At 71.4% G+C, this 25,570-nt stretch carries 26 protein-coding genes; 14 read left to right on the top strand and 12 right to left on the bottom strand.

The genetic code is table 11. The features are described from left to right. Nucleotides 1–17 precede the first annotated feature (17 nt). Nucleotides 18–1,238, top strand: coding sequence for a cytochrome P450 (locus tag DBP14_RS15535; RefSeq protein ID WP_129307794.1), 1,221 nt, complete (start codon nucleotides 18–20; stop codon nucleotides 1,236–1,238). Between the two features lie 103 nt (nucleotides 1,239–1,341). Then, on the top strand, nucleotides 1,342–1,944 hold the full coding sequence (locus DBP14_RS15530; RefSeq protein WP_129307793.1) for a Uma2 family endonuclease: 603 nt from the start codon (nucleotides 1,342–1,344) through the stop codon (nucleotides 1,942–1,944). Between the two features lie 36 nt (nucleotides 1,945–1,980). Here the strand turns inward: DBP14_RS15530 and DBP14_RS15525 are convergent, their stop codons facing one another. Together DBP14_RS15525 and DBP14_RS15520 are read right to left on the bottom strand one after the other, a co-directional pair. Further along, nucleotides 1,981–3,549, bottom strand: a complete 1,569-nt coding sequence (locus tag DBP14_RS15525; protein WP_129307792.1) for an ABC transporter permease — start codon at nucleotides 3,547–3,549, stop codon at nucleotides 1,981–1,983. Beyond that, entirely contained in the window at nucleotides 3,546–4,460 is a 915-nt protein-coding gene (locus DBP14_RS15520) for an ABC transporter ATP-binding protein (RefSeq protein WP_129307791.1), read from the bottom strand. Before DBP14_RS15520 ends, DBP14_RS15525 begins: the two co-directional genes overlap by 4 nt. A gap of 74 nt (nucleotides 4,461–4,534) precedes the next feature. Between DBP14_RS15520 and DBP14_RS15515 the strand changes: the two genes are divergently transcribed. Further along, the gene (locus DBP14_RS15515) at nucleotides 4,535–5,044 is read left to right on the top strand and encodes a MarR family transcriptional regulator (RefSeq protein ID WP_129307790.1); all 510 of its coding nucleotides are present in this window, start codon (nucleotides 4,535–4,537) and stop codon (nucleotides 5,042–5,044) included. A gap of 175 nt (nucleotides 5,045–5,219) precedes the next feature. Here DBP14_RS15515 and DBP14_RS15510 read toward each other — a convergent pair whose 3' ends face one another. Next, the gene (locus DBP14_RS15510; RefSeq protein WP_129307789.1) at nucleotides 5,220–6,071 is read right to left on the bottom strand and encodes a diacylglycerol kinase; all 852 of its coding nucleotides are present in this window, start codon (nucleotides 6,069–6,071) and stop codon (nucleotides 5,220–5,222) included. A 196-nt stretch (nucleotides 6,072–6,267) separates the two neighbouring features. Here DBP14_RS15510 and DBP14_RS15505 point away from each other — a divergent pair, with 196 nt between their 5' ends. The 6 genes from DBP14_RS15505 (at nucleotide 6,268) to DBP14_RS15480 (ending at nucleotide 10,064) form a co-directional block, all read left to right on the top strand. After that, entirely contained in the window at nucleotides 6,268–7,551 is a 1,284-nt protein-coding gene (locus tag DBP14_RS15505) for an adenylosuccinate synthase (protein ID WP_129307788.1), read from the top strand. A 92-nt stretch (nucleotides 7,552–7,643) separates the two neighbouring features. Next, nucleotides 7,644–8,498: a helix-turn-helix transcriptional regulator gene (locus DBP14_RS15500; RefSeq protein ID WP_129307787.1), complete on the top strand. Its 855-nt coding sequence runs from the start codon at nucleotides 7,644–7,646 to the stop codon at nucleotides 8,496–8,498. 13 nt (nucleotides 8,499–8,511) lie between these two features. Continuing rightward, nucleotides 8,512–8,700 carry a DUF397 domain-containing protein gene (locus tag DBP14_RS15495; RefSeq protein ID WP_241741241.1) on the top strand — a complete coding sequence of 63 codons (189 nt, stop codon included), beginning with the start codon at nucleotides 8,512–8,514 and terminating at the stop codon, nucleotides 8,698–8,700. Between the two features lie 155 nt (nucleotides 8,701–8,855). After that, nucleotides 8,856–9,215 carry a hypothetical protein gene (locus tag DBP14_RS15490; protein WP_129307785.1) on the top strand — a complete coding sequence of 120 codons (360 nt, stop codon included), beginning with the start codon at nucleotides 8,856–8,858 and terminating at the stop codon, nucleotides 9,213–9,215. 20 nt (nucleotides 9,216–9,235) lie between these two features. Continuing rightward, entirely contained in the window at nucleotides 9,236–9,454 is a 219-nt protein-coding gene (locus DBP14_RS15485; protein WP_129307784.1) for a hypothetical protein, read from the top strand. Nucleotides 9,455–9,593: 139 nt separating this feature from the next. Beyond that, nucleotides 9,594–10,064, top strand: a complete 471-nt coding sequence (locus DBP14_RS15480; RefSeq protein WP_129307783.1) for a pyridoxamine 5'-phosphate oxidase family protein — start codon at nucleotides 9,594–9,596, stop codon at nucleotides 10,062–10,064. A gap of 51 nt (nucleotides 10,065–10,115) precedes the next feature. Here the strand turns inward: DBP14_RS15480 and DBP14_RS15475 are convergent, their stop codons facing one another. Both DBP14_RS15475 and DBP14_RS15470 read right to left on the bottom strand, forming a co-directional pair. Further along, nucleotides 10,116–10,772, bottom strand: coding sequence for a class I SAM-dependent methyltransferase (locus tag DBP14_RS15475; protein WP_129307782.1), 657 nt, complete (start codon nucleotides 10,770–10,772; stop codon nucleotides 10,116–10,118). A gap of 71 nt (nucleotides 10,773–10,843) precedes the next feature. Then, nucleotides 10,844–11,344: a hypothetical protein gene (locus tag DBP14_RS15470; protein ID WP_129307781.1), complete on the bottom strand. Its 501-nt coding sequence runs from the start codon at nucleotides 11,342–11,344 to the stop codon at nucleotides 10,844–10,846. Between the two features lie 211 nt (nucleotides 11,345–11,555). Between DBP14_RS15470 and DBP14_RS15465 the strand changes: the two genes are divergently transcribed. Together DBP14_RS15465 and DBP14_RS15460 are read left to right on the top strand one after the other, a co-directional pair. Continuing rightward, the gene (locus DBP14_RS15465) at nucleotides 11,556–12,308 is read left to right on the top strand and encodes a DUF6879 family protein (RefSeq protein ID WP_129307780.1); all 753 of its coding nucleotides are present in this window, start codon (nucleotides 11,556–11,558) and stop codon (nucleotides 12,306–12,308) included. 12 nt (nucleotides 12,309–12,320) lie between these two features. Further along, nucleotides 12,321–13,172: a helix-turn-helix transcriptional regulator gene (locus DBP14_RS15460; protein WP_129307779.1), complete on the top strand. Its 852-nt coding sequence runs from the start codon at nucleotides 12,321–12,323 to the stop codon at nucleotides 13,170–13,172. A gap of 20 nt (nucleotides 13,173–13,192) precedes the next feature. Here the strand turns inward: DBP14_RS15460 and DBP14_RS15455 are convergent, their stop codons facing one another. Beyond that, entirely contained in the window at nucleotides 13,193–13,648 is a 456-nt protein-coding gene (locus tag DBP14_RS15455) for a VOC family protein (RefSeq protein ID WP_129307778.1), read from the bottom strand. A gap of 226 nt (nucleotides 13,649–13,874) precedes the next feature. Between DBP14_RS15455 and DBP14_RS15450 the strand changes: the two genes are divergently transcribed. After that, entirely contained in the window at nucleotides 13,875–15,716 is a 1,842-nt protein-coding gene (locus DBP14_RS15450) for a 5'-nucleotidase C-terminal domain-containing protein (RefSeq protein ID WP_129307777.1), read from the top strand. A gap of 884 nt (nucleotides 15,717–16,600) precedes the next feature. Here DBP14_RS15450 and DBP14_RS15445 read toward each other — a convergent pair. Both DBP14_RS15445 and DBP14_RS15440 read right to left on the bottom strand, forming a co-directional pair. Then, complete coding sequence (locus DBP14_RS15445; RefSeq protein WP_129307776.1) at nucleotides 16,601–16,831, bottom strand: hypothetical protein; 231 nt, start codon at nucleotides 16,829–16,831, stop codon at nucleotides 16,601–16,603. Further along, complete coding sequence (locus DBP14_RS15440; RefSeq protein ID WP_129307775.1) at nucleotides 16,818–17,063, bottom strand: DUF6400 family protein; 246 nt, start codon at nucleotides 17,061–17,063, stop codon at nucleotides 16,818–16,820. Before DBP14_RS15440 ends, DBP14_RS15445 begins: the two co-directional genes overlap by 14 nt. A gap of 140 nt (nucleotides 17,064–17,203) precedes the next feature. On the opposite strand from DBP14_RS15440, the gene DBP14_RS15435 reads away from it, so the two are divergent. Further along, nucleotides 17,204–17,494 carry a hypothetical protein gene (locus tag DBP14_RS15435; protein ID WP_129307774.1) on the top strand — a complete coding sequence of 97 codons (291 nt, stop codon included), beginning with the start codon at nucleotides 17,204–17,206 and terminating at the stop codon, nucleotides 17,492–17,494. Nucleotides 17,495–17,508: 14 nt separating this feature from the next. Here the strand turns inward: DBP14_RS15435 and DBP14_RS15430 are convergent, their stop codons facing one another. The 4 genes from DBP14_RS15430 to DBP14_RS15415 all read right to left on the bottom strand — a co-directional run bounded on the left by DBP14_RS15430 (nucleotide 17,509) and on the right by DBP14_RS15415 (nucleotide 23,345). Then, entirely contained in the window at nucleotides 17,509–18,159 is a 651-nt protein-coding gene (locus tag DBP14_RS15430; protein ID WP_129307773.1) for a hypothetical protein, read from the bottom strand. 91 nt (nucleotides 18,160–18,250) lie between these two features. After that, nucleotides 18,251–20,674 (bottom strand): dolichyl-phosphate beta-glucosyltransferase, encoded by a 2,424-nt coding sequence (locus tag DBP14_RS15425; RefSeq protein ID WP_129307772.1) that lies wholly within the window; start codon nucleotides 20,672–20,674, stop codon nucleotides 18,251–18,253. A gap of 14 nt (nucleotides 20,675–20,688) precedes the next feature. Further along, complete coding sequence (locus DBP14_RS15420; RefSeq protein WP_129307771.1) at nucleotides 20,689–21,381, bottom strand: GntR family transcriptional regulator; 693 nt, start codon at nucleotides 21,379–21,381, stop codon at nucleotides 20,689–20,691. A gap of 605 nt (nucleotides 21,382–21,986) precedes the next feature. Next, entirely contained in the window at nucleotides 21,987–23,345 is a 1,359-nt protein-coding gene (locus DBP14_RS15415; RefSeq protein ID WP_129307770.1) for an aspartate aminotransferase family protein, read from the bottom strand. A 255-nt stretch (nucleotides 23,346–23,600) separates the two neighbouring features. Between DBP14_RS15415 and DBP14_RS15410 the strand changes: the two genes are divergently transcribed. Beyond that, complete coding sequence (locus DBP14_RS15410; protein WP_129307769.1) at nucleotides 23,601–25,469, top strand: serine/threonine-protein kinase; 1,869 nt, start codon at nucleotides 23,601–23,603, stop codon at nucleotides 25,467–25,469. Nucleotides 25,470–25,570 lie beyond the last annotated feature (101 nt).

Below are 25,570 nucleotides of genomic sequence, written 5' to 3'. Positions count from 1 at the left end.
CGGGCTAGCGTCCGTCCATGGCAGCTGCTTCGGACCTCGCTTTCGACCCCTGGGACCCGGCGTTCGTGGCCGACCCCTACCCGGCGTACGCCGAGCTGCGCGCCCGTGGCCGGGTGATCCGCTACGAGCCGAGCGACCAGTGGCTCGTCCCGCACCACGCGGACGTGTCGGCGCTGCTGCGGGACCGCCGGCTGGGCCGCACCTACCAGCACCGCTTCTCCCACGAGGACTTCGGCCGGACCGCGCCCCCGCCCGAGCAGGAGCCGTTCCACACGCTCAACGACCACGGCATGCTCGACCTGGAGCCGCCGGACCACACCCGCATCCGGCGCCTGGTGTCGAAGGCGTTCACCCCGCGCACGGTGGAGCGGCTGCGGCCGTACGTGCACACCCTGGCGGACGAGCTGGTGGCGTCCCTGGTGGCGGCGGGCGGCGGCGATCTGCTGACCGACGTGGCGGAACCCCTCCCCGTGGCGGTGATCGCCGAGATGCTGGGCATCCCGGAGGCGGACCGGGCGCAGCTGCGGCCCTGGTCGGGGGACATCTGCGGGATGTACGAGCTGAACCCGTCCGAGGAGACGGCGGCGAAGGCGGTACGGGCGTCGGTCGAGTTCTCCGACTACCTGCGCGAGCTGATCGCGGCCCGCCGCAAGGAGCCCGGCGACGACCTGATCTCGGGGCTGATCGCGGCGTACGACGAGGGGGAGCGGCTGACCGAGCAGGAGATGATCTCCACGGCGGTGCTGCTGCTGAACGCCGGTCACGAGGCCACTGTGAACGCCACGACGAACGGCTGGTGGGCGCTGTTCCGCAATCCGGCCCAGCTGGCGGCCCTGCGCGCCGACCACTCCCTGGTGCCCTCGGCGGTGGAGGAACTGCTGCGTTACGACACCCCGCTCCAGCTGTTCGAGCGGTGGGTGCTGGACGACATCGAGATCGACGGCACGACGATCCCGCGGGGCTCGGAGATCGCGATGCTGTTCGGTTCCGCCAACCACGACCCGGCCGTCTTCGAACGCCCGCACAGGCTCGACCTGACCCGCCGGGACAACCCGCACATCTCCTTCAGCGCCGGAATCCACTACTGCATCGGCGCCCCCCTGGCCCGCGTCGAACTGGCCGCCTCGATGACGGCTTTGCTGGTCAAGGCCCCGAACCTGACCCTCACGGAGGAACCGGAACGCAGGCCGAACTTCGTGATGCGCGGGCTGAAGGGTCTGCGGGTGGAGGTGGGGTGAGGCGGGGGGCCGGTTGGCACCCGTCCGGCTGATCATCGTGCGAGGGCGTCCCGCCGCCCGCGCAGGCCCGGCAAGCTGGTGTGCGCCTGCGAAAGGGGGCACCATGACGGTTATGGCAGAGCGCACGTCGCACACGTCACAGATGTCGGTCGAGGAGTTCGAGAGGATCGCCGAGTTCGCGGCCCGGGAGACCGACGACGCCGTCAGGTTCGAGTTCATCGACGGGCGGATCGGGGTCAAGCCAGTGCCGGACGGCGACCACAACACCATCGTGATGTGGCTGATGCGACAGTGCATGCAGTCGAGGCCCGACCTGGACCTGTACCAGGGGCAGGGACTGCAGGTGGCCCAGTACCGCAAGGGGCGTGCACGGCCCGACGGTGTGCTCGTGCCGGCCGCGCACTTCGCCGGTCACGGTGAATGGGCCCCGACCGAGGGCGTGCTGCTCGTGCTGGAGGTCACCTCCCACGACTCCGACACCGACCGGCGCGACCGGCGGGAGAAGCCCGTTGCGTACGGGGCCGCGGGCATCCCCTTCTATCTGCTGGTCGACCGTGACGACTGCTCGGTCACCGTCTTCAGCGACCCGAAGCCGGGGGAGGGTTACGCCACCGCCGTGAAGAAGTCCTACGGCGCCACCCTCACCCTCCCCGACCCCCTCGGCATCGAACTCGACACCGCCGACCTCAAGCAGTACGCCGACTGAGCCGCACCCCTCAGCCCGCGAGGCCCCCGAACCTCCTCACCCCGCCAGATCCCGCCTGCGCAGCCCCGCCAGTCCGGCCGCGACCAGCACCACCGCCAGCCCCGTCAGGCTCACCACCGGCCCCCACTCCATCTGCCCGCCCGGCAGCTTCGGCAGATGCCCGAACGGCGAGGCGTCCAGCAGCAGTTGAGGGGCCTTCAGGGCCGGGCCGACCCAGCCGACGAGCAGGGCGGCGCCGGCCACCGCCCACGCGGCGACCGCCCCGCGCGGCAGCACGCCGTACAGCAGGACGGCGGTCCCGCCGATCACCCATACCGCCGGGACCTGCACCAGGCAGGCGGCCAGCACCGGGCCGGTGTCCCCGCCGTAGCCGGCCGCGAAGCCGAGACCGGCCAGGAGCATGATGAGGGCCGTGCCGCCGAAGGCGACGACCAGGTGCCCGGCGGCCCAGCGCAGCCGGCCCACCGCGCCCGCGAGGACCGGTTCGGCCCGGCCGGAAGCCTCCTCGCCGCTCAGCCGCAGCACCGACTGCACGACGTACAGCGCGGCGACCAGTCCGAGCATGCCGATCAGCGAGGCGAGCAGTGCGTCGGTGAGGCCGCCCCCGCCGCCCATCCGCTCGAAGATCTGCCGGGCCTGGTCGTTGTCCCGGACCAGATCGGCCGCCCCGGTCGCCACCCCGCCGTAGACGACACCGGCGAGGAAGAAGCCGGCCGACCAGCCGAGCACGCTGCCCCGCTGGAGCCGCCAGGCCAGGGCGGCCGCCGTGCCGAGGCGGCCGGTGGCCGGGCCCGGCCGGGTGGGCAGGAAGCTCATGCCGAGGTCCCGGCGCCCGGCCAGGGCGAAGGCCACCGCGCCCTGTGCCAGCACCGCCGCCGCGAACAGGCCCAGCACCCACCAGCGGTTCCCGGCGAACGCCCGCACGTTCTCCAGCCAGCCCAGCGGGGACAGCCAGGTCAGGACGGACGAGCCGTCGTCCGAGGCCGAGTCGCCGGCCGCGCGCAGCACGAACGCGGCGCCGAGCGCCGCCGCCGTGAGCCCCCGGGCCAGGCGGGCACTCTCGGTCAGCTGGGCCACGACGGCCGCCACGCCCGCGAAGACCAGCCCGGTCCCGGCCACCCCGAGTCCGAACGCCAGCGCCCCCGGGGCGCCCTGTGCGGCGAGGCCCGCCGTGATCAGCAGGGCCAGCAGCCCGTTCGCGGCCGCCGCCGTGAGCAGGGCCGCCGTCAGCGGCGCCCGGCGGCCCACCATGCCGGACGAGAGCAGCTCCTGACGGCCGCTCTCCTCCTCGTCGCGGGTGTGGCGTACGACGACGAGGAGGCTCATCACGGCGGCCAGAGCGCCCGCGTAGACGCCGACGCGCCAGGCGGTCAGGGCGCCCAGCGAGTCGTCGTACACCGGGCCGACGAGGGCCCGTAGCGACGTGTTGGCGCTCATCTGCCGCATCAGGTCGGCGCGGGCGCCAGGAGTGCCGTACAGGCCCTTCAGGGAGGCGGGCATGGACAGGACCATCAGCGCGTTCACGGCGATCCACACGGGGACCAGGGCGCGGTCGCGGCGCAGTGAGAAGCGCACCAGGGTGCCGGTGCCGGCGAGGGCGGTCACCGGGCCACCTCGGCGGCCTCGGAGCCGGACGCCTCCTCGTAGTGCCGCAGGAACAGCTCCTCCAGCGTCGGCGGGGTCGAGGTCAGGGAGCGGACGCCGGTCTCGCCGAGGGCGCGCAGGAGGCCGTCGAGCCGGTCGGTGTCGACCTGGAGCCGGACCCGGTTGCCCCGGACGTCGACGTCGTGCACGCCGGGCAGGTGGGCGAGCCCGTTCGGCGGACCGGCGAGTTCGGCGGTCACGCTGGTCCGGGTGAGGTGGCGCAGCTCGGCGAGCGAGCCGCTCTCCACGGTGCGGCCCTTGCGGACGATGCTCACCCGGTCGCACAGCTGCTCGACCTCGCTGAGGATGTGGGAGGAGAGCAGCATCGTACGGCCCCGGTCGCGTTCCTCCTTCACGCAGCTCTGGAAGACCTCCTCCATCAGCGGGTCGAGGCCCGAGGTCGGCTCGTCGAGGATCAGCAGGTCCACGTCCGAGGCGAAGGCGGCGACGAGGGCGACCTTCTGCCGGTTGCCCTTGGAGTAGGTCCGGCCCTTCTTGGCCGGGTCCAGCTCGAACCGCTCGATCAGCCCGGCCCGCCGGCGGGCGTCCAGTCCGCCGCGCAGCCTGCCGTACAGGTCGATCACCTCGCCGCCGGTGAGGTTGCGCCACAGGGTGACGTCGCCGGGGACGTACGCGATCCGGCGGTGTGCCTCGACCGCGTCGCGCCAGGGGTCGCGGCCGAGGACCTGCGCGGCGCCGGAGTCGGCGCGCAGCAGGCCGAGCAGGACCCGGATGGTCGTGGACTTGCCGGCGCCGTTCGGGCCGAGGAAGCCGTGCACTTCGCCGGTCTCGACGGTGAGGTCGAGACCGTCCAGGGCGTGGGTACGGCCGAAGGACTTGTGGAGTCCGGCGACCGTGATGGCCTTCGTCATGCTTCGGAACGTACGCTGTGTTCAGAAATTTGTGAAGTTAAGGAACCGTATAAACCCTCGGATAGGGTGGGGCCATGACGGAAGCGGTGGAAGACGGGGGAGACCGGGAAGGCCGGGACCCCGAGGTGGTCTCGCAGTTCGTGGAGGGCTTCGCCGCGCAGCTCGTCGAGGCTGGGATGCAGCGGATGCCGGCCCGCGTCTTCGCGGCCCTGCTCGCCTCCGACTCCGGCTCGCTGACCTCGGCCGAGCTGGGCGAACTGCTCAAGGTGAGCCCGGCCGCCGTGTCCGGGGCGGTGCGCTACCTCGCCCAGCAGCACATGGTCGCCCGCGAGCGCGAACCCGGCTCACGGCGCGAGCGCTACCGGGTGCACAGCAACCAGTGGTACGAGGCCCTCACCAACCGCGAGGCCGTCCTCAAGCGCTGGGAGACGGCCCTGCGCGACGGCGTCACGAGCCTCGGCGCGGACACCCCGGCGGGCCGCCGCATGACCGAGACCCTGGCCTTCTTCGAGTTCATCGACACCGAGATCGCGGCCATGATGGAACGCTGGCGCGTACACCGGGAACAGACCTTCGGGAAGTGACGGGCGGGGGCCTCAGCCGGTCGCGCCGGGCCGGGGTGGCAGGCCGCCGGGCGGCGCCGGGCCGGGGTGGCAGGCCGCTGGGCGGGGTCGGCACGCCGCTGGGCCAAGTCGGCAGCCGCCGGCCGTCAGCGGCATTAGACCGCCGCCGGTCCGGATCAGCCGACCGGTCGCCGCATCAGCCGGTGATCGCCGGCAGCGTCAGCCCCCACGCGCCCTCCACCACCCGCCAGGTCCGCCGCCGTACCGGTCCGGAGACGTGCGCGTCCGCGCGGTAGCGGAAGTCCGCGCCGGTCACCGTCACCGTCGTACCCGAGACCAGCAGCGGGGTCGCCGCCGCGCCCACGGACAGCGGCCGGACCTCCACCCGCGCCACCCCGCACGCGCCCGGCGTCACCGACACCGCCTCCACCGGCTCGTCCAGGTCGACCACCGTCTCGCCGTCGACCTGCACCCGCAGCCGGGACGGCCCCGGCGCCGGGACGACCGGGCTGGGCCGGGCCGCCAGAGTGCGGACCAGCGAGCGGTACGTCGTCCGCAGCCAGGGCCGGCCGGAAGGCTGGGCCTCCATCTGGTGCGGGACCGGCTGCCGCACCGGGGCGGGCGGGATGCCGAGCCCGCCCAGCACCACCCCGTCGCTCTCGTCGACCAGCAGGTCCAGGCGCCGCTCCCGCCCCTCCAGCACGGCCCGCGCCGCCGCCACCGCGCCCGCGGGCACCCCCAGGGACTCGGCCAGCGCCGCGCCGCCCACCGGCACCACCGCGAGCCCGCAGCCGGTCAGCTCCCGCCGCCGGTGCAGCAGGGTCACCGCACGGACCAGCGCCCGGTCGTCGCCGACCACGACCGGGCGCCGGGATCCCCGCCGGCCGAGCGCCCGGGCGAATTCCTCCGGGCCCTCCGGCAGGCAGACCTTCGTCGTCGCACCCGCGCTGAGCACGTCTTTCGCGATGCGGACGGACTCCCCGTCCCGCTCCCGGGACGCCGGATCGATGATCACCAGCAGCTGATCGGACGTCGCGAAAGTCGCCACCTCGGTCCTGCCTCGCTTCCTCGGGTAGCATCTTTGTGCAAGAGCCCCTTGCGCTATTGCGCCAGGGGCTTCGTCTATTCCGGGGCACCCGGTCCGACGGTTTGCGGCCAACGGCGGTCGCGAAGGCACGCGGCGGTGAACCATACGCCCACGCCCCTGACCTTGGACATGCCCCGCCCGGAAGGGGTGTACGCGCGTGCCCGCACTTGTGCTGCTCGGTGCTCAGTGGGGTGACGAAGGCAAGGGGAAGGCGACCGACCTGCTCGGTGGCTCGGTGGACTATGTAGTGCGATACCAGGGCGGCAACAACGCCGGCCACACGGTCGTCGTGGGCGACCAGAAGTACGCACTCCACCTCCTCCCTTCCGGAATCCTCTCCCCCGGCTGTACGCCGGTCATCGGTAACGGTGTCGTCGTCGACCCGTCGGTCCTGCTCTCCGAGCTGAGCGGTCTGAACGAGCGAGGCGTTGACACGTCCAAGCTCCTGATCAGCGGCAACGCGCACGTCATCACGCCGTACAACGTGACGGTCGACAAGGTGACGGAACGCTTCCTCGGCAAGCGCAAGATCGGCACGACCGGCCGCGGCATCGGACCGACCTACGCGGACAAGATCAACCGCGTCGGCATCCGGGTCCAGGACCTCTACGACGAGTCGATCCTGACCCAGAAGGTCGAGGCGGCCCTCGACGTCAAGAACCAGATCCTCACCAAGCTGTACAACCGGCGCGCGATCGCCGTGGACCAGGTGGTCGAGGAGCTGCTGGGCTACGCGGACAAGCTGCGCCCGTACGTCGCCGACACCGTCCTGGTCCTGAACCAGGCGCTGGAGGACGACAAGGTCGTGCTGTTCGAGGGCGGCCAGGGCACGCTCCTGGACATCGACCACGGCACGTACCCCTTCGTCACCTCCTCCAACCCCACCGCGGGCGGCGCCTGCACCGGGGCGGGCGTCGGCCCGACGAAGATCAGCCGCGTGATCGGCATCCTGAAGGCGTACACGACCCGCGTCGGCGCCGGCCCGTTCCCGACGGAGCTCTTCGACGAGGACGGGGAGGCGCTGCGCCGCATCGGCGGTGAGCGGGGCGTCACGACCGGCCGCGACCGCCGCTGCGGCTGGTTCGACGCGGTCATCGCCCGCTACGCGACCCGCGTCAACGGCCTGACCGACTTCTTCCTCACCAAGCTGGACGTCCTGACCGGCTGGGAGCAGATCCCGGTCTGCGTGGCGTACGAGATCGACGGCAAGCGCGTCGAGGAACTCCCGTACTCCCAGACCGACTTCCACCACGCCAAGCCGGTCTACGAGAACCTGCCCGGTTGGTCGGAGGACATCACGAAGGCCAAGACCTTCGCGGACCTGCCGAAGAACGCGCAGGCGTACGTGAAGGCGCTGGAGGACATGTCCGGTGCGCCGATCTCCGCGATCGGCGTGGGGCCGGGCCGGGACGAGACGATCGAGATCAACTCGTTCCTCTAGGTCCCGCCTTTTCGAGGGCTCAAGGATCTGATGGGATGGCCGGTGCGGTGAGCCGCACCGGCCATCCTCGTGTCTCCGGGAGAGATGTACACATGCCCGTCCGAAAGCTGCCCACCGCCCGGCAGCGGCGGCTCGGCGCGGAACTGCGCCGCATGCGCGAGCAGGTCGGACTCTCCCTCACCGAGGCGGCCGCGCTGCACCGCGTGGACAAGACCGCGATCAGCAACACCGAGTCGGCCAGGTTCGGGGTGAGCGCCGACCGCGTTCGCGTGTGGTCCGGCAACTACTGCTGTCCCGACCGGGCCTACGTCGACGCGCTCGCGGACATGGCCAGGGAGCGGGCGGGATCCCACTGGTGGGACGAGTTCCGCGACTCCGTCGCCTCGTACCTGCTCGACCTGGCGGAGCTGGAACACCACGCCGCGAGCCTGCGGCACGTGCAGATCACGCACCTGCCCGGCCTGCTGCAACACGAGGACTACGCACGCGCGGTGTTCGGGGAGGCCGAACCTCCGCTGTCCGCCGAGGCGCTGGACCGCCAGATCGCCTTCCGCGTGCGGCGCCAGGTGCTGCTGGACCGGGCGGATCCGCCGGACTGCTCCTTCCTCCTCCACGAGGCCGCGCTGCGGATGCTGTTCGGCGACCGTGCGGTCGTACGGCGACAGTTGGAGCGCCTGCTGGAGCAGTCGGAGCGGGACGCGGTCACACTCCGGGTGATCCCCTTCTCCGCGGGCGGCTTCCCCAGCGCGGGCAGTTCGACGCTGTACGCCGGCGGTCCCGTGCGCCAACTCGACACGGTCCAGATCGACGTGCCGAACGGCATCACGTTCCTGGACTCGGAGACGCATCTGACCAACTACCGCGCTGTACTGGACCGCATGGAGCAGCGATCCCTGGAGCCGGGGCCCTCGCGCGACTTCATCCGCACGGTGCTGCATGAACTCTGAGGGCGTGAACCCATTGGACATCCCGTGGCGCAAGTCGTCGTACTCCGAACAGTCGGGCAACTGCCTGGAACTCGCGGTGCTGGACGGCCAGGTGCTGGTGAGGGAGAGCGACGACCCCGCGGTCGTCGTCACCACCACGCGCGCCAAGCTCGCGGCCTTCCTCGCCGGGGCGAAGGCGGGCGAATTCGACGACCTGCTCTGACCGTCCGAGTTGCGCATCAATGTTGATGCGCCATCAGTGTTGGCGCTAGCCTGAACGGCAGACGGTAGTCGCATGATCACCGTCCGACGTGAAGCGCCCCGGTGGTGTCTCCAGCACCCCCGGGGCGGAGCCAACGCTGCCCAAGGAGCGTCAGCATGACCGAGCTTATCCGGCTTGCCCTCACCCTGATCCTGCCCCTCCTCCTCCCACCCACCGGCCGGCGCCGCAGGCGGGACGCACCGACGCCCCCGCGCACCCTCACCGGCCTCCGCCTCCTGATCCACCGCACCGCGCTGCCGCTCGCCTTCCCGCCCCGCATCCGAATGCACGGGCACCACGACGCTCCCCTCGCCGACAACGGCCCTTTGGTCCGCCCCTACTTGCGCGCGCACGAGGAAGAGGAGGCGCGACGGGAACGCCGGGCCGCACTGGTCCTCGCCCTCGAAGGGATCGACGTGGGCCCCTGGATCATCCACGGCCACCGCGTCGGCACCCCCGTGGCGGTGGCCGCGTGAACGAGGCACCGCGCATTCACGTGAGTCGCGTACCCAGCAAGCCGGTTCACCGGCAGGGCGACGGAACCATCACCATCGACCTCTGGCTCCGTCGAGAGGGACTCTTCGACTCGGACGCATCCCTCCGCCTGACCCCCGCCGAGGCCGAAGTCCTGCACGCCCAGCTCTGCTACGCGCTGGACGACGAAACGGCCACCCTCATCGTCCCGGAGACCAAACGCCCCGAGTGCCGTAGGTAGGGCATGAATCGCAGTCCGCCTGGATGCCCGCTGCCGTGTCGGGCTGTTCGAGTACGCGCAGTACGAAAGCAGCCCTCCGCCGTGCGGCGTAGGTCCGCCGCCGGATGTGGCCGGGCACCGGCCGCCATAACCTCCTCACATGACGGCAGTTGACTCTCATCCCAGCGGGCCCCGTAGCGCTGAGCAGCGGAAGCTCGAAGCGCTTGAAAGGCTCGCTCGGGACAACGACGTATGGGTCGCCACGGCCGACGCCACCGGCGAGCCGTGCCTCGTTCCGCTGGCCTTCTGGTGGGACGGCGAGGCGGTGTGGCTGTCCACCCGCGACACCAACCCGACTGGTCGCAACCTGTGCTCCTCGGGCCGGGTCCGGCTCAGCTTCGGCCATAGCCGGGACGTGGTTCTGATCCACGGCACCGCGCGCATGCTGACCCGCGAGGACCTTCCCACCGAGGTCGGCGATGCCTTCGCAGCCAAGGACGGCTGGGACCCTCGCGAGGACCACCCCTCGTATGTCTTCTTCCGGGTCACCCCGCACGTGCTGCAGGCGTGGGGAACGGTTCCCGAGATGGCTGGACGGACCCTGATGCGAGACGGGAAGTGGCTGGTCTGAGGGAGGGCGACCCACATGGTCGCCTCATGGCGAACCGCCACCTGGCATGGATCAGAGCACGACCGCGCGGACGAGGAGCGTTCCGATGTGCCCGGGGTGCGGGGCGTCGAGTACGCGGGCGTCGGCCGTGGCGAAGCCGGCTAGTGTGAGCAGGCGCTCCCACACCGCCGGACGGTAGCTGTAGCGGTAGGTGAACATCGCCTTCCCCGCGAAGCCCCCCTTGTACATGCCCTGAGGGCCGTACGCGCCGGGGATGGCCGGTGGCTGCGAGAAGACGAAGACACCACCCGGCCCGAGCCGCTGTCGCACGAGGGGGAAGAGACGGCTCGGGTCGGTGAACCAGGCGGCTCCGAAGACGGAATAGACGGCGTCGTACGTGTCCTCGTGCTCGCTCAGGTACGTCAAAGCCTCTGAGCATACGAACTCCGCGCCCGTCCCCGCCCACCTCCTGGTCGTCTTCGCGACCATGACGGGGGACAGGTCGACTCCCCGGGCGGCGACACCGTTCTGAGCGAGGTGGGCGAGGGCGCGGCCCGTTCCGCAGCCGATCTCCAGGACGGACCGCGGGTTGCCGAGCAGTTCCGGACCGGGGCCGTGACCGGTGTACTGGGTCCAGCAGAACCCGGGCTCGGCGTCGTCCTTGAAGGCAGAAGCGGCGTAGGTGTCCCACAGCTCACTCTCGGCGGAGATGTCGTGTCGTGCGGGCACGGTGATTCCCCTTCGCATGGGCTGGCCCCTGTCCTCCGGCAGGCCGAGGACAGGGGCCAGGGTAGGGCCGTTCAGTGGCTGTCGGGGACCTTGTTGTCGCACGGCGAGCAGTCCGTGCCGTCGAGCGCCCACAGTTCTTCGTCGACGTCGAAGCCGATGGACTTCAGGAAGTCCGCTGTACGCAGGCACAGGCCGTCGCGGCGACGCTCGATGAACGGGGCGTGGTGCTTGTAGCGGCCCTCGTTGTAGACGTCGCAGAGGGCCCACCACACTGGCGTGTCGAGGATGAGCTGGTGAACGCCGATGTCGACGAGCTTGCCGACGCCCAGGTGGACCTCGGGGTGCTCGATGCAGCCGATGGTGTACATGACGGCGTTCCCGATGATGCGTTCGGCCATGTCGCGGACCATCGTGTGGTCGCGGAGGAGCAGGGCGACCTCGCGGTCCCACAGGGTCGTGCCGCTGTCCAGTACGTTGATCGTCAGGTGCTTGATGTGGGGCTGGACGGCGTTGAGGAGTTCCTTCGGGTTCCGCGTGCGGGTGGTCGCGTGTCGGTCGAGCGTGACGGTCATGGACTACTCCTTCGTCCGAGTTCCTTGCTGTGACCACGGACAGCACGGTAGGGAGGGGGAGTTGTCCGCCGCGACGGCATGTTCCCGAATGTTCTACCCGTCCGGCTGAATGTTCTCGTGTGGTCTCACGCCGACGGGTGCACGCTGTGTGCGGGGGGCTCAGGGCCGGTGATGCTGATGAGGACAGGGCTTCACACCATGGGAGGCGACCGTGGCACGACGACTGCGCTTCAACGGCACCGACAGCAAGAACGGTGGCTGCCCCGCCGTTCACGAGGATCTCGACTCCGGTGAGATCATCGTCCAGGGAACACCGCTCACCAACCCCGAGGACATCGCCCGGCTCCAGCACTTCGGCCCAGGAGACGCTGCGGTGGTCGTGCCCCGCGAACTCCTCGTCAATCACGGGCCCAAGGAGGTCACCCGAGTGCCCAAGCTGATCGATCCGGAGGAGTTCGGGCAGCTCTTCGAGACGTTCGAGCATTCGGCATGGCACCTGGAGACGCGGCGGGGTTACGCATCGGACCGGGAGGATCCTGGGTTTGCGGAGTTCCTCGCCACCGGCATGGCGCCGTGCGATCTCGACAGCGAGTGGTGCACGACCATCCGTCGGCAGACGGACGGCGGTAAGTACGTGGGGCGGGCACGCCTCGTCGACAACCCGCCGACCGAAGGACAGTTGTTCCTGCTCAGCTATGCGAGGTGCAACGCGGCCACGGGCGAAGACGTGCGGAACCTGTGGCGTGAGGACGCGGAGCGGCTCCGGCTGCCCTGCGAAGACTTCTGGATCTTCGACAGTCGGCTGGTCGCCGTACTTCGCTTCGACGACGAGGACGCCTTCCATGACGTCGAGATCATCACGGAGCCGGCCGAGGTCCTGCGCTATTGCCAGGTCCGCGACGCGGCGGTGCACGGGTCCGTCCCGTACGACGAGTTCGCGGCGCGCCTCGGAGCCGACCAGTAGCGAGCGGGAGCAGTGAGTACCGACTTCCAGCAGGCCAGGGAGGCTCTCGGGCTGCGCCTGAGGGAACTCCGGCTGTCGGCCCCGGGAGGACGGCTCACCGGCACGCGGCTCGCTCAGCGACTCGGTTGGTCACACTCCAAGATCTACAAGCTGGAGAACGGCCGGCAGACCGCCACCAGCGAAGACCTGAGGGCCTGGGCCGGAGGTGTCGGCAGGCCGGACGTCTTCGACGAACTGAACGCCCGGCTCAAGGCCTTCGAGTCCCGCATCCGTTCGTGGCGCCGACAACTCGCCGCGGGGCATCGGCCCGTGCAGGACACGTGGAACCTCGAAGTCGGGCGGTCCCGGGCCATCCATGCCTGGGAGGAGTCCGTCGTACCCGGCCTGCTGCAGACAGCCGACTACGCACGGCACATCTTCCTGCGGTACGCAGACCTCCAGGGTTCGGCCCGCGACACAGACGCTGCGGTCCGCGCCCGCATGCGGCGCCAGGAGTGGTTGTACCAACCGGGGCGGAAGTTCCACGTCCTCGTGTGGGAGGCGGCCCTGTACGCACTGATCTGTCCGCCGTCAGTCCTCGCCGGCCAACTGGACCGACTCGCGGGTGTCATCGGACTGGATGCCGTGGAGCTGGGCGTCGTCCCGCTCACCGCCCCGCTCAAGGTCCCGGCTGCCAATGGCTTCTGGATCCTGGACGACCGGCTCGTGATCACCGAGGACTGGCATGCGGAACTGTGGCTGGACGACGCCGACTGCGTGACCACCTACCTGCGTGTCTGGAACACACTCCGCGATTCCGCCGTGTACGGCTCTGACGCGCAGAGCGTCATCGCTGCGGCGCGAGGGAAGATGCGGCCCCCCTGATGGGACGGCCACAACCGGCCTCAGACCACGTCGAACTCGTTGCCCTCGGGGTCCTGTAGGGCGGTGGCGTAGAAACCGGTGTCCGGGTCGTCCTTGATCTGGAGGATGGTGGCGCCGGAAGCGACGAGGCGTGCCACCTTGGACCGGACGCGTTCCGTGCGGATGTCGAGTGGGACGTCGCGGCCGCCGCCGACCTTCAGGTCGAAGTGCCAGCGGTTCTTGGCCGTCTTCGGCTCCGGGACCTGCTGGAACCAGACCCTCGGTCCACGGCCGGTGGGGTCGACGATCGACTCCGGGAGATCCCCGGCGCCGGGCGGCAGTTCTGCCTCGGGGACCCCGATGGACGTCCAGTAGTCACGCCAGGTGGCGTGCTCGCCCGGTGGGGGTTCGGGTACGTAGTCCAGGGCCTCGGTCCAGAAGGTCACCATGCGGCGCGGGTCGGAGCAGTCGATCGTCAGCTGCACTGTCATCTCCATGTCCGGAGCATCCCAGGGGGGTCTGACAGACGGCCCCGGGAGCGGCCGTGGGCCCTCCGTATGACCTAGCCTTGACCCGGACATGACCTACTTCTGGTTCAAGGACAGGGCGCCCGGCGGCACGCTCTACGCGTGTAGCCTCCGCCGTACCGTTCGCGCGCCAGCCGTTCCGCAGCCGTTCCGCAGTCGTACCGCAGCCCGTTCCCGCAGCCCCCAGGAGCCCCGAATGCCCGTCAGCAACCCGATGAACCGCCGGGAGTTCGTGAAGAAGTCCGCCGCCACGGGCGCCGCCGTCGCCGCGGCGAGCGCGGTCGGCACCGGTACGGCCGAGGCGGCGGTCGAGCCCGCTCACCACGGCCACGGACACCACCACCGCACCTGGTCGTTCTCCATCCTGGGCACCACCGACCTGCACAGCCACGTCTTCGACTGGGACTACTACACCGACGCCCCCTACAAGGACGCCCAGGGCAACTCGGTCGGCGTCGCCCGGGTCGCGACCCTCGTGAAGCAGCAGCGGGAGGCCAAGGGCGAGGACCGGGTGCTGCTCGTCGACGCCGGCGACATCATCCAGGGGACGTCACTCGCGTACTACTACGCGCGCGTGGACCCCATCACCGGTACGGGCGGGGCGGGCGGTCACAAGGGGCCCATGCACCCGATGGCCGTCGCCATGAACCACATGCGCTACGACGCCGCCGCCCTCGGCAACCACGAGTTCAACTACGGCATCGAGCTGCTGCGCAAGTTCGAGAGCCAGTGCCGCTTCCCGCTGCTGGGCGCCAACGCCCTGGACGCCAAGACGCTGCGGCCCGCGTTCGCGCCGTACACCGTGAAGCGGATCCGGGTCCCCGGCGCGCCGGACATCAAGGTCGGCATCCTCGGGCTCACCAACCCCGGTATCGCGCTGTGGGACAAGGACAACGTGGGCGGGAAGATGGTGTTCCCGGGGCTGGTGGAGCAGGCGAAGAAGTACGTGCCCCGGCTGCGCGCGCTCGGCTGCGACGTCGTCTTCCTCACCGACCACTCGGGCCTGGACGGGTCCTCGTCCTACGGCGACGAACTGCCGTACATCGAGAACGCGTCCAACCTGGTCGCCGAGCAGGTGCCCGGCATCGACGCGATCCTCGTCGGCCACACCCACGTGGAGGTCTCCTCCTACACGGTGAAGAACGAGGAGACCGGCAAGGAGGTCGTCCTCTCCGAGCCGTACTGCTACGGCATGCGCCTCACCGTCTTCGACTTCGACCTCGAATTCGAACGCGGGCAGTGGAAGGTGACGAAGGTGGCCGCGCAGACCCTCAACCCCAACGGGGTGGAGGAGGACCCGGAGGTCGTACGACTCCTCGACGCCGACCACGAGCTGGTCGTGAAGTACGTCAACACCCCGGTCGGCACCTGCACGGAGGACCTCTCGGCGGCCGACTCCTGCTGGAAGGACGTCCCCGTCATGGACTTCATCCAGGAGGTCCAGATGAAGGAGGTCGCCAAGGGGCTGTCGGCGGCGGACGCGGCGCTCCCGCTGATCTCCGTCGCCGCCCCCTTCAGCCGCACCGCCGACATCCCCGCCGGTGACGTCACCATCCGCGACATCGCCGGGCTCTACGTCTACGACAACACGCTGTACGGCAAGAAGCTGACGGGCGCCCAGCTCAAGGACTACCTGGAGTACGCGGCGAAGTACTACCACCAGGTCCCGTCCGGCACGAAGGTCGACACCGCGACCCTCACCAACGCCAACAGCTTCTGGGACTACATGTACGACGTGGCCTCCGGCGTCGACTACGAGATCGACATCGCCCAGCCCGAGGGCTCCCGCATCAAGAACCTCAGCTACCAGGGCGCCCCCGTCGCCGCCGACCAGGTCTTCGTGGTCGCCGTCAACAACTACCGGGCCAACGGCGGCTCCGGCTACCCGCACATCGCCTCGGCCGAGATCGCCTACAGCTCCGCCGACGAGATCCGCCAGCTGATGATCGACTACGTCACCGAGAAGAAGAGCCTGAACCCGGCGGACTTCGCGGCCGTCAACTGGAAGCTGACCCAGGACGGCACGCCGGTGTTCTGAGCGGGGGCGGATGCGGGCGCCCTTGGATTGGGACACGCACCCCTGGTCCTGAGGTCGCCGTGGGGCCCGCCCGTGCAGGGGAGAGGTCGGTTGAGGCGCCGCCGGTCGTGATGTGGCTGTAGGGCCGCCCGCTTCTTCGGCCAGTGTCGGGCTTCCGCGAGGTGAGTCAAGGGCGCTGCGCGTCGGCTTCGCCGAGGACCCTCCGGGCCCCCCTTGACACACCTCGCTCCAGCCCGGGGGGAGAAGCGAGCGGGCAGCCCGGGAAAAGTGGCCGGCTGGGCGGTGTCGTCCCTTGGGCCGGCTGCGTTCGGGGCCGGGGTGAGGGGTTGCGCGGTCGCGCCTCGCAACGACGCCGGGTGGGCTTAGCGGCTTGCGGTGAGTGGGTGGCTGGGGGCGTGTCCGGACCCCGATGCGCGCGGCCGATCACACAGACCCCACCACCCCCACCGGCCCCCCGATAAGGGGCGATTGGAAGTTTTGGGCCGTGAGGTGGGAGGGAGATGCCTGGCCGGAAGGCCCTCGCCTGCGCCCAAAACTTCCAACCACTTCACTCCTACCCTCGCTTCGGGAACCCGCCCGGACATGCGCCCGACCCGAGCCCGACCCGAGTTGCGAGAGCCTGCCGCGCACCCCAGCTACCCACCCACCGCAAGCCGCTAAGCCGGCCCGGCGTGCAGGTGACGGGCGAGTGCGAACGTCGGCCGACGGTGGCGACGCAGCTTACGGTTGACCGCGAACGCCGGTCGGAGCCACCCACTTTCCGGGCCGCTCGCTCGCTCCAGCCCGACACTGGCCAAAGAAGCGAGTGGCCCCACGGTCACGTGATGTCGGCGTTCACCTGAGTGGTCTGCGGGTCGGGCTGTGCGCTCACCCGGGGCCCGCGCTCACCCCGGCGTCCCGCGTGTTGCGCCGAAGTTCGTCTCGTGCGTCCAGACGTGCGTGCACGACGGGCACTGCAGGTGCAGCAGGCTGCCGGTGTTCGACAGCAGGTAGCGCCAGTGGGCGGTGCAGGGGGCGCCCCGCCGGCAGGTGGTGCAGTGGGCGCGGTCGTCGCAGTTCGGGCAGGGGAGCCAGGCCCGGCGGCCGATGTCGGCCTGCGGATCAAGCGGCAGCATCGCCGGGTCCGGGCGGCAGGACGCCGGCCGCGACCAGCTCGTCGTAGATCCGCTGCTGCTCCTCGTCGAGGCCGGAGTACAGCAGCGCCCGCGCCTCCTCCTCGCGCCGCATGGCCGCCACGGGGTCCCAGCCGGGCTCGATCGCGGCCATGACGTGGGTGCGCCGGAGCATCTCGTGTCCGCTCAGGTCGACGGCGAAGTCGAAGGTCGGTGCGGGGTCGCTGGGGGCCATGGAATCGAACGTAGGGAGGCGTTCCGGCCGGGGCAAGGGGAGGTGGGGCGAATCACAGGGTTCGTGATCTTCGGGATCTTTGCACCGTCTCAATAGACATATCGGGCATATTCTGGCGGCGACCGAGAAGGTGATGTGCCATGCGCGTACTGCTCAAGGCGACGTTGGACACCGAAAAGGGCAACGAGGCGATCCGGAGCGGCAAGCTGCCGGAGTTGATGAAGGAGACGTTGGACCAGCTCAAGCCGGAGGCGGCCTACTTCGGGACCCTCGGCGGGAAGCGCACCGCGCTCCTCGTGCTGGACATGCAGGACAGCTCCCAGCTGCCGCCGATCGGCGAACCGTTCCTCATGCAGCTGAACGCCGAGGTCGAGGTCTGTCCGATCATGAACCGCGAGGACCTGGAGACGGGTCTGTCACAGCTCCGCTGAGCGGCGGCCCCGCCTCAGCTGAAGACGATCATCGACCCCTGCGCCAGGCTCCGGGTCGCCGCCGCGTGCAGGCCCAGCCAGACGTGCCGCTCGCGGGCGAACGGGCTGGGATCGTACGGCGCCGGGACCGCCGGCTCCTCCAACTCCGTGGGGGCCGAGGGCGGTTCCGGTGCCGTCGGCGGGTTGGCCGGGTCGATGCCGATCGTCGGCGCGACGTACTCCAGCTCACGCAGCAGGGCGTGCGAGGAGCCCAGTGGGCCGCCACCGGAGAGGAGTTCGTCGTTGGAGAGCGGGCTGGGGAATTCCACCGGGACGTAGGCGCCCGCGTGGTCGTAGTGCCAGACCAGGTGGGACTGCTGGGCCGTCGACTCGAACATCTCCAGCAACTGCTCGTAGTCACCGCCGAGTTCGTCGACCGGCGTGACCGGGAGCTCGCACACCTTGAGCAGATAGGCGCGGCGCAGGAAGTGCAGCGCGTCGTAGTCGAAGCCGGCCACCGGGGCGACCTCGCCGGACAGGCCCGGCATGTACTGGTACACCGGCACCGGCGGGAGCCCGGCCTCGGCGAGTGCCTTGTTGTAGTGCGCGAGTTCCTCGGCGAACGGGTTGTCCGGGGTGTGGCACAACACGTCGACGAGCGGTACCAGCCACAGGTCACAGGCCAAAGAGGGCTCCTCGGATCGGGACGCGGCCACCGTCCCCGGTCTCGGGACGGCGCCGGTAGTGGTCAGGAAGAGTAGTCGGTGCGCGGCGGACTCAGGTCCCTTTGTGCAGGTCCCATACCCATACCCCGCCGGTCCACGTGCCCTCCCGCCCGGTCAGCTTCTTCAGGACCGTGCGCAGCGCGCCGTCGTTGGGCTGCGGGGCCAGCACCAGGCAGCCCGCCTTCCAGTAGGCGAAGTCCTGCTCGGCCTGGGTCTGCCAGTCCTTGCCGAGGGCCGGGATCACGCCCGTGTAGCGGACGTCGCGCAGCATGTTGGAGGTGATGCGCGGGGCGGCGCCGTAGATGCCGATGTGGTCCGGTCCCCAGGGGCCGTTGTAGTAGCCGCCCGGGATCCGGAAGCCGAGGTGGGCGGCCGTCTGCCAGTGCAGGCCCTCGGAGGCGCCCGGGTCGGGCAGCGGCACGGGGACGAGGGACTCGCCGGGGCGGACGTACGACTTCCACATGCCGGCGGCGATGAACTCCGGGACCGGCGCCCGGTCGGTGGACTTCAGCGGGGCCGGGATCAGCGGGAGCAGGGCGAGGGTGACGCCGAGGAGGCCCAGGTACTGGGTGGCGCGGTCGCGGGAGACGGCGACGCGGTCCAGGGCGAGGGCGAGGAGCATGCCGAGGGCGGGGGCGCAGATCATCGCGACCCGGCCCTCGATCACCGACTCGAAGAGCGGCTTGTGGGCGACCAGCGCCCAGGGGCCGGGGACGACGGTGTCGGTGAGCGGGATGCGGATCTTCTGGCCGAAGGAGAGCACGGCGGCGGCCAGGGCGGTGAAGGCGAGCGCCTTGACGAGCGCGCGGTCCCAGAGCCGTACGGTGATCGCGAAGGCGGCGGCGATCAGCGGCCAGCCGTAGAACGCGTTCTGCTCGGTGGGGTTGAGGGAGAGCGCGTTCGCCGTGTCGGCGTCGCCCGCGATCAGGGAGCGTTCGGCGAAGGCGAGCATCGACAGCGGGCTGTTGCCGGCGTTGTCGCCGTGCGCGATGCCGGCGTAGCTCTGCGGTCCGGCGAACTGCCAGTACAGGGGGTAGGCGACGAGCGGGACGCAGACCGCGCCGGCGATCAGCAGGCCCTGGAGGAGGGGCCGCCAGGCGGCTCGGGCCACGTCCCGGCGCAGGGCACCGTAGGCGGCGGCGAACAGCAGCATGCCGAGGGCCGCCAGGAGGAGCGGTTCCTCGCCGAGGAGGATCTGGTAGGCCGTCATCAGGCCGAGCACGGTCCCGTCCCGGACCACGCGGGCGCCCGTGGCCAGGCGCAGGGTGCGCTCGATGATCAGCGGGATCATGAAGAGGACGACGAAGTTGGGGTGCGCGTTGGCGTGGCTGACCATCGGCGGCGCGAACGCGGCGAGCGACGCTCCGACGAAGGCCGCGGCCCGGTGCCGTACGACCCGTTTCGCCATCAGCCGGTACCAGGCGAACGCGGTGGCGGCCAGGCCGAGGGTCATGCACAGGCTGAGGGCGAGGGCCGGACCGAACAGCAGCGTGACGGGCGCGAACGGCACCGACAGGCCGAGCATCACCGTGTTCGCCATCAGGTTGACCCCGTCGGGGAAGCCCTGGAGGTCGGTGAAGAACGGGTTGTGCAGGTGGGCCACGTTGTGGGCGGTGACCGCGAAGAACCACTCCCACTGGTTCTGGTCCTGCATGGAGTCGGTCAGGTAGCGGTGCGCCGGGTCGAAGAAGCGGCCCGAGTACAGGGTCACCGACATCAGCAGGAACAGCACGGCGGCGAGGAGGTGGGCGCGGCTCAGGGTGCGGGCGCGGATGCGGGCGAGGTCGGTGAGGACCCGGGGGTAGGCGAGCGGGCCGACCTTGGAGCCGGGCTGGTGGCTCCAGCGGACCGGGACCTCGGCGACCGGCAGCCCGGCCCGGTGGAAGTGGTGCAGCACCTCCACGTCGATGCCCCAGCCGTCCAGCCGGGCGGCGCCGAACGCCTCCCGGGCCCGGTCGCCCTCGAACAGCTTGAACCCGCACTGCGTGTCCCGTATCCCGGGCACGGCCACCGCGCGGATCAGCACGTTCCCGGCGCGGCCCATCAGCTCGCGCACCCGGTGCTGCCGGTTCGCTATGTCGGCGCCCGGCACCGACCGGGAGCCGATCGCGGCAGCGTTGCCCTCGCTGAGCGCCTTGTCGAGCCGCTCCAGTTCCTCGATCGGCGCGGCCAGGTCGGCGTCGGTGACCAGTACCCGCCGCCCGCGGGACTCGGCGACGCCGAGGCGCAGGGCGTGTCCCTTGCCCCGGTTGCGGTCACCGGTGACGAGCCGGACGCCGGGCCGGTGCAGCTCGGGCACCTCACGGGTGCCGTCGGTCGAGCCGTCGTCGGCGACGATCACCTCCCAGGAGCCCCAGCGGCCCGCGGTCTCGGTGAGGTAGCCGGTGATGGCGTCGAGGGTGGGGCCGAGGCGGGTCTCCTCGTTGTAGGCGGGGACGACGACGGACAGGTCGACGGCGCCGGTGCCGGTGCCCATACCGGTACGGTCGCTCATCCGGCGGCCAGCCGCTCGATGAGGTCGAGGGCGTGGGCGTTGGCGGCGGCGACGATCGCGCGGGCGCCCTCGGCCTCCCGGCGGGCGAGCGCGTCGACGAGGTCGGTGTGCCCGGCCCACAGCCGGCCGCGTATGTCGGGCAGCCGGCGCAGGTGCTGCACCGCGCACACCCAGGACTGCACGCGCAGCCGGTGCAGGAAGTCGGCGAGGTAGGGGTTGCCGAACAGATTGCTCAGCTCGCGCCAGAACCTGAGGTCGTAGCCGATCAGCACGGTCAGGTCGCCGGAGGCGGCGGCCCGCTGCGCCTCCTCGCCGCGCCGGCGCACGGCGGCCAGGGCGGCGGCGGTACGGGGGTCCTCCGGGACGCGGAACGCGGGGTGGCCGTCGCCGAGGGCGCTGAACATGCCGTTGGTGACGAGGGCCCGGGCGTCGATCATGTGCCGGTAGTCGGCGAGGGAGTACTCCGGGACCCGGAAGCCGCGGTGCTGGTCGGCCTCCAGGATGCCCTGCGCGGACAGGTCGACGAGCGCCTCGCGGACGGGGGTCGCGGAGACGCCGTACTGGTCGGCGATCTCCTTGACGGTGAAGGCGCGGCCCGGCTGCAGCCGTCCGGCCAGCACCTCGTCGCGCAGGGCGTCCGCGATCTGCTGGCGCAGGGTGCTGCGTGTCACGGCGACGTTGCCGGGCATCGTCCGGGCCTCTCCTCACGCGTTCGGGTGACATGCTCGCACGTACTCGCCTACACGTACGAGCACGCCACCTTACGCGTTCGGCTGCCGCCGACGTCAGCGGTGGTCCGGCGCCTGGCCCGGCGTCGTCCGCGCCCCCGCCCGGCGGTGTCTGCGGCCTGGCCCGGCGTCGTCCGCGCCCCCGCCCGGCGGTGTCTGCGGCCTGGCCCGGCGGTGTCTGCGGCCTGGCCCGGCGTCGTCCGCGCCCCCGCCCGGCGGTGTCTGCGGCCCGGCCCGGCGGTGTCTGCGGCCTGGCCCGGCGGTGTCTGCGGCCCGGCCCGGCGTCGTCCGCGCCCCCGCCCGGCGGCTTCCGTTCGTCGGCGGGTGCGGGGTGTCCGTGGCTTGTCGCGCAGTTCCCCGCGCCCCTGAGGGGCGCGTTCGCGCGGGCGGAGTGAGGTGGTGGCCCGGATGCGGCGGATCGTTTCCCGGTGGGTCCTCCTGGCGGTTCCCGGCTCGGCCGACAGGCCGACGCGACACCGGGCCGGGCCACTGCCAGGGCGCCAGGGCCGGCCGGTCGGTGCGGCGCCGGGCCCGGTGACGCGCTGCTGAGCCCGGCCGGGCCAGGCCTATGCGGTGGTGTGGCCGTCGGCGACCGTCAGGGCCGCGTCGAGGGCCGCGAAGCCCTCCTTCAGTTCGGGCTCGGTCACGTTGCACGGGGGCACCACGTGGGTGCGGTTCATGTTCACGAAGGGCCACAGGCCGTGCTGCTTGGCGGTGGCGGCGAACGCGGCCATGGGCGCGTTCGCCTCGCCGGTCGCGTTGTACGGCACGAGCGGCTCGCGGGTCTCGCGGTCCTTGACCAGCTCCAGCGCCCAGAACATGCCGGTGCCGCGCACCTCGCCGACGCTGGGGTGCCGCTCGGCCAGCTCGCGCAGGGCGGGCCCGACCACGCTCTCGCCGAGCCGCCGGGCGTTCTCCACGACTCCCTCCTCCGCCATCACGTTGATCGTGGCGACGGCGGCGGCGCAGGCCAGCGGATGCCCGGAGTAGGTGAGGCCGCCCGGGTAGGGGCGCTTGCCGAAGGTGTCGGCGATCTTCTCCGAGATGGCGACACCGCCGAGCGGGACGTACCCGGAGTTCACGCCCTTGGCGAAGGTCATCAGGTCGGGGACGACGTCGTACAGACCGGCCGCGAACCACTCGCCGGTCCGCCCGAACCCGGCCATGACCTCGTCGAGGACGAACACGATGCCGTGCCGGTCGCACAGCTCCCGCACTCCGGCGAGGTAGCCGGGCGGCGGCATCATGATCCCGGCCGTGCCGGGGACGGTCTCCAGGATGATCGCGGCGATCGTCCCCGGACCCTCGAAGGCGATCGTCGTCTCCAGGTGCTCCAGCGCCCGCGCGCACTCCTGCTCCTCGGTCTCGGCATAGAAGCGGGAGCGGTACAGGTAGGGCGCCCAGAAGTGCACGGCGCCGGCCGTGCCGCTGTCGGAGGCCCAGCGGCGCGGGTCGCCGGTGATGTTCACGGCCTGCTGCGTGCCGCCGTGGTACGAGCGGTACGCCGACAGCACCTTCGGGCGGCCCGTGTGCAGCCGGGCCATCCGCACCGCGTGCTCGACGGCGTCGGCGCCGCCGTTGGTGAAGAAGATCTTGTCCAGGTCACCGGGGGTCCGCTTGGCGATCAGCCGGGCCGCCTCCGAGCGCGCCTCGATGGCGAACGCGGGCGCGAACGTCGTCATCCGCGCGGCCTGCTCCTGGATCGCGGCGACCACCTTGGGGTGCTGGTAGCCGATGTTCGTGTAGACGAGCCCGCTGGCGAAGTCCAGGTACCGCTTGCCGTCGTAGTCCCAGAAGTACGACCCCTCGGCGCCGGCGACGGCGAGCGGGTCGATGAGCTCCTGGGCCGACCAGGAGTGGAACACGTGCGCACGGTCCGTGGCCTTCACTACGGCGCCGGCTTCGGGGTGGGGCTGAGGGGTCATGTCGGCGAGCGTAAATGTCCGCCATGCGGAAGCGGTATCGGCGTCTTGTTCTGTGGGCGGAGGCTTTTTACGACAGGTTGTCGGGTGGACGCCTCCCGCGGTACGCCCGCCCCGGGCGCCGGAGGGGCGGGGCGGGTCGGGGTCGCCTGTCGTCGAACCCTGTTACGGAACCGTAGACGGAGGGCCGTACGACTCCCCGGGGGCCCGCACTATTCTCGGTCCGTTGCACACATGTGGGGGGAAGGCGGGGCGGCCATGGAGAAGCTCGGGCCGGGCGATCCGCAGGGGATCGGGGCGTACCGGCTGCTGGCGCGGCTGGGCGCGGGCGGCATGGGGCAGGTGTACCTCGCCCGCTCGGACCGGGGCCGTACCGTCGCCGTGAAACTGGTCCGCGAGGAGCTGGCCGCGCAGGAGGAGTTCCGGGCGCGGTTCCGGCAGGAGGTGCGGGCCGCGCGGCAGGTCGGCGGGCACTGGACCGCGCCGGTGCTGGACGCGGACACCGAGGCCGCCGTGCCGTGGGTCGCCACCGGGTACGTCGCCGGTCCGAGCCTGCAGCAGGTCGTCGGCCACGACCACGGGGCGCTGCCCGAGCGGTCGGTACGGATCCTGGGCGCCGGGCTGGCGAACGCGCTGAAGGACATCCACGCGGCCGGGCTGATCCACCGCGACCTCAAGCCGTCCAACGTGCTGGTCACCATCGACGGCCCGCGCGTCATCGACTTCGGCATCGCACGGGCCCTGGAGACCGTCACGGACGGCGGCCTGACCCGGACCGGCGCGCTCGTGGGCTCGCCGGGCTTCATGGCGCCCGAGCAGGTGCGGGGCGACCGCGTCACCCCGGCCTGCGACGTCTTCTGCCTCGGCTCCGTCCTCGCCTACGCCGCCACCGGCACGCTGCCCTTCGGCAGCACCGACAGCGGCGTGCACGCGCTGATGTTCCGCATCGCCGAGCACGAACCCGACCTGGAGGCAGTGCCCGAGGGGATCGCCGACCTGGTCCGCGCGTGCCTGCGCAAGGACCCGGCCGCCCGGCCGACCCTGGACCAGATCCTCCAGCGCACGGGCGCCGAGGACACGGTGACCGGCGGCCGCTCCCGCGACCCGTGGCTCCCGAGCGCGCTGGTCGCCCAGCTGGGGCGCCACGCGGTGGACCTGCTGGAGGTGGAGGACCCTGCGGGGGAGGGGGCTGCGGGGGCGGGGGCTGTCGGATCTGCGGGACCTGCGGGGGCGGGTGCGGGTGCGGGGGCGGTCGTGCCGCCGGTGCCGGTTGTGGCGCCGGGGTTGCCGGGCGGGTCTCCGGGGCTTCCGGGTGGGACGCCGGTGCCGGGTGGGCCGCCTTCAGAGCTGAACCATCTGCCGACCATGGTGGCCGGGCAGACTCCGCCGCCTCCGGGGTACGCCCCGGCCGGCGGCACGTACGGCTACCCGCAGCAGACGCCGGCGCCGCCCGCGCCGTACGCCTCCTACGCCCCCTACGGCGGCGGGCTCGGGGCCACCCCGCCGTACCCGCCCGGGCCGGTGACGGCCGGGTTCGGGCAGGAGCCCGAGCGGCGGAGCGGACGCTCCACGGCGCTGCTCGCGGTGATCGCGGTGATCGTGGCGCTGGGCGCGGGCGGGGCGGTCTACGCGCTGATGAACCGGGGCGGGCACGACACGGCGGGCGGCACGGGAGGGGGCAAGGGGGGCCCGGGTCCCACGGCCACGGCTAGTACGTCGCCGACGACGTCTTCCTCGGCATCAGCGTCGGCGTCGGCGTCTGCTTCGGCGGGGGCGATTCCGGACGCGTATCTCGGGACGTGGCAGGCATCGATCGAGAACGCCAACGGGTCGAATCCGCGTGCGCTGACGATTCAGCAGGGGGAGGTGGGCGACGCCGTGTTGACGCTGATCGCCGACGGGCCCACGGCCGGTGGGGGGACGTACCACTGCGTCTTCTCCGCCCAGCTGGCCCAACAGCCGGGCGGGGCAGGGCCGTTGGAGATCGGCCCCTCCACGGTCACCTCCGGCGACCCCCTCTCCTCCTGCTCCCCCGGAGAGGCCACGGAGGTCACTTTGCAGCCGGACGGGACGCTGCGGCGAGCGAAGGTGGGGGGCGGCGAAAGCCTGACCTACACAAAGCAGTAGGGCTGCCGCCGGCTCGTTCGCGAGTGCGGGTCCGCTGTGGCTAGTCGCGCAGTTCCCCGCGCCCCTTACGGGGCACGTCGTAGCTGTGGCGCGTTCGGCGG

This window comes from Streptomyces sp. L2, assembly GCF_004124325.1.
In the GTDB taxonomy this organism is placed as follows: Bacteria; Actinomycetota; Actinomycetes; order Streptomycetales; family Streptomycetaceae; genus Streptomyces.
The sequence above is the reverse complement of the archived record's forward strand: the minus strand, read 5'-3'. Positions and strand labels throughout refer to the sequence as shown.